The organism is Leifsonia sp. NPDC056665 (assembly GCF_042791795.1).
GTDB lineage: Bacteria > Actinomycetota > Actinomycetes > Actinomycetales > Microbacteriaceae > Leifsonia.
In genome coordinates, this window is sequence record NZ_JBHTXK010000044.1 from 1 (window position 1) to 8,328 (window position 8,328).

Annotated in this window: 10 protein-coding genes; 3 read left to right on the forward strand and 7 right to left on the reverse strand. The window is 71.0% G+C overall.

The genetic code is table 11. The annotated features are described in order from the left end of the window. Positions 1–28: 28 nt before the first annotated feature. From ACFQ9V_RS20555 to ACFQ9V_RS20570, 4 genes are all read right to left on the reverse strand, one after another. Positions 29–244 carry a hypothetical protein gene (locus ACFQ9V_RS20555; protein ID WP_382460968.1) on the reverse strand — a complete coding sequence of 72 codons (216 nt, stop codon included), beginning with the start codon at positions 242–244 and terminating at the stop codon, positions 29–31. Next, entirely contained in the window at positions 244–570 is a 327-nt protein-coding gene (locus ACFQ9V_RS20560; protein ID WP_382460969.1) for an MTH1187 family thiamine-binding protein, read from the reverse strand. Before ACFQ9V_RS20560 ends, ACFQ9V_RS20555 begins: the two co-directional genes overlap by 1 nt. 82 nt (positions 571–652) lie before the next feature. Further along, positions 653–1,999: a hypothetical protein gene (locus tag ACFQ9V_RS20565; RefSeq protein WP_382460970.1), complete on the reverse strand. Its 1,347-nt coding sequence runs from the start codon at positions 1,997–1,999 to the stop codon at positions 653–655. Between the two features lie 68 nt (positions 2,000–2,067). After that, the gene (locus tag ACFQ9V_RS20570; RefSeq protein WP_382460971.1) at positions 2,068–2,940 is read right to left on the reverse strand and encodes an NAD(P)H-hydrate dehydratase; all 873 of its coding nucleotides are present in this window, start codon (positions 2,938–2,940) and stop codon (positions 2,068–2,070) included. 64 nt (positions 2,941–3,004) lie between these two features. Between ACFQ9V_RS20570 and ACFQ9V_RS20575 the strand changes: the two genes are divergently transcribed. Both ACFQ9V_RS20575 and ACFQ9V_RS20580 read left to right on the forward strand, forming a co-directional pair. Beyond that, positions 3,005–3,622, forward strand: coding sequence for an HAD family hydrolase (locus ACFQ9V_RS20575; protein WP_382460972.1), 618 nt, complete (start codon positions 3,005–3,007; stop codon positions 3,620–3,622). Positions 3,623–3,630: 8 nt separating this feature from the next. Next, positions 3,631–4,716 (forward strand): NADH:flavin oxidoreductase/NADH oxidase, encoded by a 1,086-nt coding sequence (locus tag ACFQ9V_RS20580; RefSeq protein WP_382460973.1) that lies wholly within the window; start codon positions 3,631–3,633, stop codon positions 4,714–4,716. A 22-nt stretch (positions 4,717–4,738) separates the two neighbouring features. Here the strand turns inward: ACFQ9V_RS20580 and ACFQ9V_RS20585 are convergent, their stop codons facing one another. The 3 genes from ACFQ9V_RS20585 to ACFQ9V_RS20595 form a co-directional block, all read right to left on the reverse strand. Then, complete coding sequence (locus ACFQ9V_RS20585) at positions 4,739–5,125, reverse strand: VOC family protein (protein ID WP_382460974.1); 387 nt, start codon at positions 5,123–5,125, stop codon at positions 4,739–4,741. A 73-nt stretch (positions 5,126–5,198) separates the two neighbouring features. Beyond that, the gene (locus ACFQ9V_RS20590) at positions 5,199–6,236 is read right to left on the reverse strand and encodes a hemolysin family protein (protein ID WP_382460975.1); all 1,038 of its coding nucleotides are present in this window, start codon (positions 6,234–6,236) and stop codon (positions 5,199–5,201) included. Next, a complete protein-coding gene (locus tag ACFQ9V_RS20595) occupies positions 6,233–7,537 on the reverse strand; it encodes a hemolysin family protein (RefSeq protein WP_382460977.1) in 1,305 nt (434 codons plus the stop codon). The genes ACFQ9V_RS20590 and ACFQ9V_RS20595 overlap by 4 nt, the downstream gene beginning before the upstream one ends. Positions 7,538–7,786: 249 nt before the next feature. Here ACFQ9V_RS20595 and ACFQ9V_RS20600 point away from each other — a divergent pair, with 249 nt between their 5' ends. Then, entirely contained in the window at positions 7,787–8,197 is a 411-nt protein-coding gene (locus tag ACFQ9V_RS20600) for a hypothetical protein (RefSeq protein WP_382460976.1), read from the forward strand. The last annotated feature ends 131 nt before the right edge of the window (positions 8,198–8,328 follow it).

The window sequence follows — 8,328 nt, forward strand, 5'->3', positions numbered from 1 at the left end:
CGCCCCTAAAACCGCGTTTTAGGGGCGTTTACGTGCCCCTCGGCGGTTCGGTGGCGAAGAACTCGGCGACGTCGACGTCGTCCTCGGGCGGCCGCGGCGCGCGGAAGCCCGAGCGGACGGCGCCGACGATCGCGACGACCACGGCGCCCGTGAGGGTGCCCGCGACGAGCACGAGCACCGGCAGGTAGATCGGCCAGCCGTAAGCCAGCACGAACCAGACGATCGAGAGGACGACCGGGTCCATCACTCCGCCTGCGGCTCGGACTCGCCCCGCCGCAGCGCCGCCTCCAGCCGTTGGACCTTGCCGTCGAGCTCGCCGTGGTGGCCGGGGCGGATGTCGGCCTTCAGCACGAGCGAAACGCGCGTGCCGTAGGCGCCGACGGCCTCCGTCGCGCGGCGGATCACGTCGAAGACTTCGTCCCACTCGCCCTCGAGCTCGGTGAACATCGAGTTCGTGCGGTTCGGGAGGCCCGACTCGCGGACGATCCGGACCGCAGCAGCGACTGCGTCGTGCACCGAGGCGTCCGGCGCCTCTCCTCCGCTCGGAGCAACTGAGAATGCGACCAGCATGATCCCCTCCTTCTGTCGTGCACCGGGATGGTACGTCCGGCGCCCGAACCAGTCTAGGAGGGAGCGCAGACGCGAGCCCGGGTTAGGGCGCCTCGCTCACGGGTACCGGCTGCGCGTCGGGCGCCGAGCGGAACGGCCACGCGTGCGCCGGGAGCAGATCGCCCGCCGCCTCATCCCTGTGCCGCTTGCGCCAGAGCGCCCCGATGGTCCAGCCGAGGACGACGAAGTACATCAGGTTGCGCGCCGTGAGCACCGCGACCATCGCCGGCAGCGGCACGAGGAGGCCGTCGTACAGGTACGGATAGATGAGCTGGGTGAGCGCCGCCGTGGTCAGCACCAGGATGGCCGGCGTCTTGAACCCGCGGCCCTGGTACACCAGCCCGATCACGACCGGGGCGGCCAGCCAGACGATGTACTGCGGCGAGCCGACCTTGTTGAACGCGATGAACGCCGTCACGAGCGCCAGCGACAGCTCCGGGAGGATGCGCGTGTACGGCGTCCCGCGCCGGAGCGAGCGGATGCCGACGAGCGCGACGACCAGCACGGTGAGCGCGAGCAGCGGGTTCATCAGGGCGCCGGCCTCCACCGTCCCCTGGCCCGTCACCTGGAAGGTGAGCAGGTCCCTGTCGTAGTAGACGACGGCGTCGGGCACGTGGAAGGCGGCCTGCCACATCCAGAACGTCGCGACGGGCGCCTCGATCTGGATGCCGCGGCCGGTCTGCGCCGTGATGAAGCTGAGGACGTGCATGCCGCCGCCGAAGATGAGCGGCACGGCGACGATGATCAGACTGGTCACCGCTCCGGTCACCACGATCCGCCAGCGCGTCTTCATCGCGATCACGGCGGCGACGATGATGGCGGCCGGCCAGACCTTGATCCAGGTGGCGATGGTCAGCACCACGACGGCGGCGCGCTCGTGGAAGGTCAGCCAGAGCAGCCCGACGATCGCGAGCGAGCCGGAGACGGCGTCGAGGCGGCCGACCGCGATCGGGCCGAGGAGCAGCAGGAAGCCCAGCCACCACCAGGCGGCGACCAGACGGCGCGGCTCGCGTCCGACGATGAGGACGGCGAACGCGGCGGCGTTCAGCAGCATGACCATCGTCAGCCAGCCGCCGAGGTAGTTGTCGTCGCCGAACAGCAGCGGGAGCATGATCGGCACGATCGCGCCGAACGGGTACACCCAGTCGGCGTTGAGGCCGACGATCTCGGTGCCCTGCGCGGCGAGCTGTGCCCACGGCTTGTAGACCCAGAAGACGTCGCCGAGGCCCGTGTGCTGCAGGAGTCCGAGGCCGCCGATGACGAGGTGGACGACGAGGAAGCCGATCCACAGGCTCAGCGGGCTGGCCGCGATCCGGCGCAGAGTCGACGCGTCCTGCGGCGCTGGAACCGGTACCGGAGCGGCGTCCATCCCCGCGGCGTCTATCCCCATAGCGCCTCATCCTATGGGACCGGTATCGATGGTGCCGCCCCGGGAGGGCCGCGAGCGTGCGAGGTCGCTCAGCTTCCCGCGAGCAGCCTCCGCAGCACCACCGGCACGGCCTCCGCCACGTCGAGGGCTGCCACCGGGCCGCCCTGCGAGGCTGCCTCGCCCGCCCGGCCGTGCACCCAGGCGGCGGTCGCCGCGAGCGCCGCGAGCGCTTCGTGCCCGCGGTCCCGGACGGCGTCGGCGTGCGTCGCGACGAGCGCGCCGAGGACGCCGCCGAGCACATCGCCGCTGCCGGCCGTCGCGAGCCACGGCGGCCCGGCCGTGACGGCGACGCGCGAGCCGTCCGGGGTGGCGACGTGGGTGGTGTGGCCCTTCAGCAGCACCGTCGCGCCGAGGGCGGAGGCCGCGCGCTCGGCCCAGCCTCCCGGGTCCTGGCGGATCTCGTCGGGCTCCGGCGTCACAGCGCCGTCGTCGGCCGCCGCGGCGAGCGCCTTCGAGAGCTCGCGGTAGTGCGGGGTGATCACGACCGGCCCGCTCGCACGCATCACCAGGTCGAGCGCGCCGGCGTCGATCACCAGCGGGGTCCCGTCGTCGAGCGCCTCGCGGAGCCGGCGGAGGTCGTCGTCGTCGCGGTCGTCGGCGTCCATCCCGGAGCCGAGGAGCCAGGCCTGCACGCGTCCGGGCGCCGACACGACCTCGGGCCTGCGGTGCAGCACCTCGCGGGCGGCGCGCTCGGCGCCGAGGTACCGGATCATCCCCACGCCGGTGCGGGCGGCCGCCTCGGCCCCGAGCACGGCGGCGCCGGGATAGCGCGCGGAGCCGGTGACCATCCCCAGCACTCCGCGCGAGTACTTGTCGTCGGACTCGGTGGGCACCGCGATCCAGCCACGGGCGAGCTCACCGCTCCAGGCTGTCCCCACCGCCAGGTCGGACGGGACCGTCATCTCCTCCATCGAACCTCGCCCATCTCCTCCATCGAACATCCCTGGCCCACGATAGGTTGAAGTCGTGAGCATCTCCATCCCCGGTTCGGTGGTCGTCTTCGACTACGGCGAGGTCATCTCGGTCACCCCGAGCGACGCGGACCGCACCGCGCTCGTCGGGATCGCCGGTGGCGACGCCGAGCAGTTCTGGCCGGCGTACTGGCGGCACCGCAATGCGCTCGACCAGGGCACGGTGTCGATCCAGCAGTACTGGCGCGGCATCGAGCGGGAGCTCGGCGAGAGCTGGGAGGACGCGACGATCCACCGGCTGTGGCTCGCGGACTTCCGCAGCTGGCTGAGCATCGACCACGACACCCTCCAGGTGCTGCTCGACCTCAAGGAGGGCGGCACCCGGCTGGCGCTGCTGTCGAACGCGGGCCGCGACTTCGGCTCCTACTTCCGGCACGGCACGCTCGGGGACCTCTTCGAGCAGGTGTTCGTCAGCGGCGAGCTGGGTACGGTGAAGCCGAGCGCGGAGATCTTCGAGCACGTCATGGCCGAGCTCGGCGTGACGCCCGCCCAGACCGTGTTCATCGACAACAAGGCCGAGAACGTGGAGGGCGCCCGCGCGCTCGGGATCGCCGGGCACGTCTACACCTCGGCGGACGACCTCCGGGCATATCTCCAGACTCTGGCGGCTTAGTAACGAGTATGACTTCGCTCTTCGACCCGCTGACCCTGCGCGGTGTGACGGTCCGCAACCGGATCTGGACCTCCCCGATGTGCCAGTACTCCGTGCTCGACCACACGGGAGTGCCGCAGACCTGGCAGCTCGTCCACCTGGGCACGCTCGCGACGGGAGGCAGCGGGATCGTCTTCACGGAGGCGACGGCCGTCAGCCCGGAGGGCCGCATCTCGGCGCGGGACACCGGCATCTGGTCCGGCGAGCAGGCGGAGGCCTGGCGGCCGATCGTGGAGTTCGTCGCGTCGCAGGGCGCGGTGCCCGCCATCCAGCTCGCGCACGCCGGCCGCAAGGCGTCGAGCTGGCCGGCCTGGGGCTTCGAGGACCGCCACGGCTCGGTCCCGGCCGAGGAGGGCGGCTGGACGGCCGTCGCGCCCTCACCGATCGCGTTCGGCGACCTGGCCGTACCGCAGGAGCTCGACCTCGCCGAAATCGACACGATCGTCGCCGACTTCCGCGCAGCGGCCAGGCGCGCGGTCGACGTGGGCTTCCGCATCGTGGAGCTGCACGCCGCGCACGGCTACCTGCTGCACGAGTTCCTCTCCCCCATCGCCAACCACCGCACCGACGAGTACGGCGGCTCGCTCGAGAACCGCGCGCGGCTGCTGCTGCGCGTCGTCGCCGCGGTGCGCGAGGAGATCGGCGACGACCTCCCGCTGTTCGTGCGGTTCTCCGGCAGCGACTGGACGCCGGGCGGCTGGGACGAGCAGCAGACCGCGACCGTCGCCGGCTGGGCGCAGGAGGCCGGCGCGGACTTCTTCGACATCTCCTCCGGCGGCATCCAGACCGGCGTGCGCATCCCGCTGCAGCCCGGCTACCAGGTGCCGTTCGCGGAGCACGTGCGCAGCTCGGCCGAGGTGGACGTCAGTGCGGTCGGCCTCATCACGACGCCGCAGCAGGCGGCCGACATCGTGGAGGGCGGCAGCGCCGACGCGGTCATGCTGGCGCGCGAACTCCTGCGCGACCCGCACTTCCCGCTGCGGGCCGCTCACGAGCTCGGCGTCAGGATCGACTACTGGCCGCCGCAGTACCTGCGCGCGGTCTGGCGCGACTGACGCGGCTTCACATCGGGCCCGGCTACATAGGCGTGCTGGGCTGGGTCAGGCAGAGGTAGTTGCCCTCGCTGTCCTGGAACCAGGCCGACATGCCGGTGTCGTCCGTCGCCACGCCGTTCTCGGTCTTCAGGCCAGGGAAGTCGTAGTCCGCGAACTGCACTCCCCTGCCGCGCAGGTGGTCCATCTCGGCGACGATGTCGTCCACCAGCCAGCACATGGCGGTGTTCTGCGCGGTGCCGGCGTTGGATGTCTCGTAGATGTAGATCCAGGAGTCCCCGCCCGTGCGGTAACGGACCCCCTGCTCGCTGGTGTCCTCCGGTTCGAGCTCGAGCTTGTCGCGGAACCACGCAGTGGCGCGCGCCAGGTCCGAAGCAGGAAGGACGGAGTACGTCTTGCTCGACGACAACATGAGAATTCCTCCTCTTCTTTCCGCGCGGCATGCTACTCGCCGGTGGAGGCTTTGGCCCCCTGAACAGAACGGTCTAGGGGCGCCGCGTCGCGTCCTGCACTTCGCCGACGAGCTCCTCGATGATGTCCTCCAGGAACACCACGCCGGCGGTCGTGCCCTCACCGTCGACCGCGCGTGCCAGGTGGCTGCCGGTGCGGCGCATGCTCTCCAGCGCGTCCTCCAGGTCGGAGTCGATGAACACCGTGACCAGGCGGCGGATCCGCTTGACGGGCACCGGGAGGTCGAAGCCGGTCTCCTCCAGGTCGAGCACGTCCTTCAGGTGCAGGTAGCCGGTCGGCTCGCCGCCGGCGTCCGGAACGACGTAGCGCGAGAAGCCGTACTTGGCGACGGCCTTCTCCACATCCGCGGGTGTCGGCGCGGGCGGCAGCGAGACCAGCGTCTCCGGCTTGACCATCGCGTCGCGCACCTTCTTCTCGGTGAACTCGAACGCCGCCGTCAGCGCGCCGATCCGGTCGGTCAGCAGGCCCTCCCGCGTCGACTGGCTCACGATCGTGGCGACCTCGTCGAGGGTGAAGGTGCTGGCCGCCTCGTCCTTCGGCTCCACCCGGAACAGGCGGAGCACGGCGTTCGCGCTCGCGTTCAGGGCGACGATGATCGGGCGGACGACCCGGCCGATCCCGACCAGCGGAGGCGCGAGCAGCAGCGCTGCCCGGTCCGGCATCGAGAACGAGATGTTCTTCGGAATCATCTCGCCGAAGACGACGTGCAGGAACGACACCAGCACGAGCGCGATGATGAAGGCCACCGTGCCGATCACGTCCTCCGACCAGCCCGTCGCGTGCAGCGGGACCTCCAGCAGGTGGTGGATGGCCGGCTCGGAGACGTTCAGGATCAGCAGCGAGCACACGGTGATGCCGAGCTGCGTGGTCGCGAGCATGAGGGTCGCGTGCTCCATCGCGTACAGCGCGGTCTTGGCGCTGCGCTTGCCGCGCTCGGCGAGCGGCTCGATCTGCGAGCGGCGCGCGGAGATGACCGCGAACTCCGCGGCGACGAAGAACGCGTTCACGAGGAGGAGCACCACCAGCCAGGCGATGCCGGCCCAGTCGCTCATGCGGCACCTCCCGTCGGCGGCTCGTCCGGATCGGGCGTGTAGCGGATCCGGTCGACCCTCCGCCCGTCCAGCCGCTCGACGCGCAGCGTGCCGCCGTCGATCAGGACCTCGTCGCCCACCTTCGGGAGGCGGCCGAGCTCGTTCATGACGAAGCCGGCGACCGTCTCGTACGGGCCCTCCTCCGGAACGGTCACACCGGCCTGCTCCAGCAGCTCGTCCGGGCGCAGGATGCCGGGGAAGGTGATGGAGTCGCGGCCGCGGACCACGCCGGCCCGGGTTCGGTCGTGCTCGTCGGCGACGTCGCCCACGATCTCCTCGACCAGGTCCTCCAGCGTCGCGATGCCGGAGGTGCCGCCGTACTCGTCCACGACGACCGCCATCTGGTAGCCGCGGCCGCGGAGCTCGCCGAGCAGGGTGTCGAGCGTCATCGTCTCCGGGACGCGGAGCGCCTCGGTCTGGAGGGCGGAGACCGGCACCCGCGCGCGGCGCTGGCGCGGGACGGCGACGGCCTGCTTGACGTGCACGAAGCCGACGACGTCGTCCACGTCCTCGTCCATGACGGGGAAGCGCGAGTAGCCGGTGCTGCGGGCGAGCCCGATCACGGTCTGCGCGGGGTCGGTGCGTTTGACGGCCTCCACCCGGGGCCGCGGGGTCATCACGTCGGACGCGGTGCGCGACGCGAACGCGAGCGTGCGGCTCAGCAGCGTGGCGGTGTCGGCCTCCAGCACGCCGGCGCTCGCCGACCTCCGCACGAGGGAGGACAGCTCGTCGGCGGTGCGGGCCGCCGACAGCTCCTCCTTCGGCTCGATGCCGAGCATCCGCAGGAAGCCGTTGGCCGTGCCGTTCAGCACGAAGATCGCCGGCCGGAACACCGTCGTGAAGACGGTCTGGAACGGGATGACCAGCTTGGCCGTCGCGATCGGCAGCGCGAGCGCGAAGTTCTTGGGCACCAGCTCGCCGAGGATCATCGACAGCAGCGTCGCCACGGTGATCGCGACCACGGACGCGATCACCACGACCGCGCCGTCCGGGAGGCCGAGGGCGGTGAGCGGGCCGCGCAGCAGCGAACTGATCGCGGGCTCCATCGTGTAACCGGTGAGGAGCGTTGTCAGCGTGATCCCGAGCTGGGCGCTCGACAGGTGGGTCGAGGTGATCTTGAGGGCGGCGATCGTCATGCTCAGCCGGGACTCGCCGCGCTCGCGCCGCGCTTCGAGGTCGCCGCGGTCGAGGTTCACCAGGGCGAACTCGCTGGCGACGAAGAGGCCGGTGCCGACGGTCAGGAGGAGGCCGACCCCCAGCATGATCCACTCAGAGAGCACGGCGACCACCCCGCTCGGGCGGGCTCAACGGTTGGAATGGGCTGGCAGAAGGAGGGTCGTCCATTTCCCGAGAAGTATAGCGGCGCGTCCCGCGGAAATGCCGGGTGTCGGAGCGTCCGCGCGATTCCCAGCGGACGCATCGAATCGCCATAGGGCCTCCGGAGCGGGCGGCGGCATCCTCACGGCAGAAAGTCCACCGAGAGCAGAGTCCCTAGAGAGGAATGGGCACCGATGAGCACCACAACCCCGAACCCCGGCCAGCCCTGGCAGCCCGACCCGCAGTACGGCCAGCCGGCGCCGCAGTACGCGCCGCCCGCGCCGCACTACGCGCCGCAGGGCCCCGTGCCCCCGGCCAGGGAGTCGCACGGCAGCGTCCTCCACCGCTGGCCCACCTGGGCGCAGAACACCGCGCTCGCGGTCGGCGCGGTCGCCGTGCTCGTCGTCGTCTTCTTCGGCGGCTACTTCACCGCCCACGCCATCGAAGGCGGAGCGCGCGCCGGCTTCGGCACGAACCAGAACTTCACCCCGCGCCAGTTCGGCGGCAACGGCGGCTTCGGCGGCCAGTCCGGCAACGGCTTCGGCGGCCAATCGGGTTCCGGAACCGGTTCGGGCACCGGTTCCGGTTCCGGCAACGGCTCCTGACCACCCGCCGAGTACGCGCAAGATCAGGCGAAAACCGCGGCGGTTTCAGTCGGTGGATGCAACGAGGAGTTCGTTGAGTCTTTCGGTTGGATTCTGCCAGTTGAGGGTCTGTCGGGGTCGAGTGTTGAGTT

Coding starts and splice junctions, on each gene's coding strand:
- ACFQ9V_RS20570 (WP_382460971.1), bottom strand. CDS start 2,940: ATGACGGTCCCGTCCGACCTGGCGGTGGGGACAGCCTGGAGCGGTGAG.
- ACFQ9V_RS20590 (WP_382460975.1), bottom strand. CDS start 6,236: ATGAGCGACTGGGCCGGCATCGCCTGGCTGGTGGTGCTCCTCCTCGTG.
- ACFQ9V_RS20585 (WP_382460974.1), bottom strand. CDS start 5,125: ATGTTGTCGTCGAGCAAGACGTACTCCGTCCTTCCTGCTTCGGACCTG.
- ACFQ9V_RS20560 (WP_382460969.1), bottom strand. CDS start 570: ATGCTGGTCGCATTCTCAGTTGCTCCGAGCGGAGGAGAGGCGCCGGAC.
- ACFQ9V_RS20580 (WP_382460973.1), top strand. CDS start 3,631: ATGACTTCGCTCTTCGACCCGCTGACCCTGCGCGGTGTGACGGTCCGC.
- ACFQ9V_RS20600 (WP_382460976.1), top strand. CDS start 7,787: ATGAGCACCACAACCCCGAACCCCGGCCAGCCCTGGCAGCCCGACCCG.
- ACFQ9V_RS20595 (WP_382460977.1), bottom strand. CDS start 7,537: ATGCTGGGGGTCGGCCTCCTCCTGACCGTCGGCACCGGCCTCTTCGTC.
- ACFQ9V_RS20555 (WP_382460968.1), bottom strand. CDS start 244: ATGGACCCGGTCGTCCTCTCGATCGTCTGGTTCGTGCTGGCTTACGGC.
- ACFQ9V_RS20565 (WP_382460970.1), bottom strand. CDS start 1,999: ATGGGGATAGACGCCGCGGGGATGGACGCCGCTCCGGTACCGGTTCCA.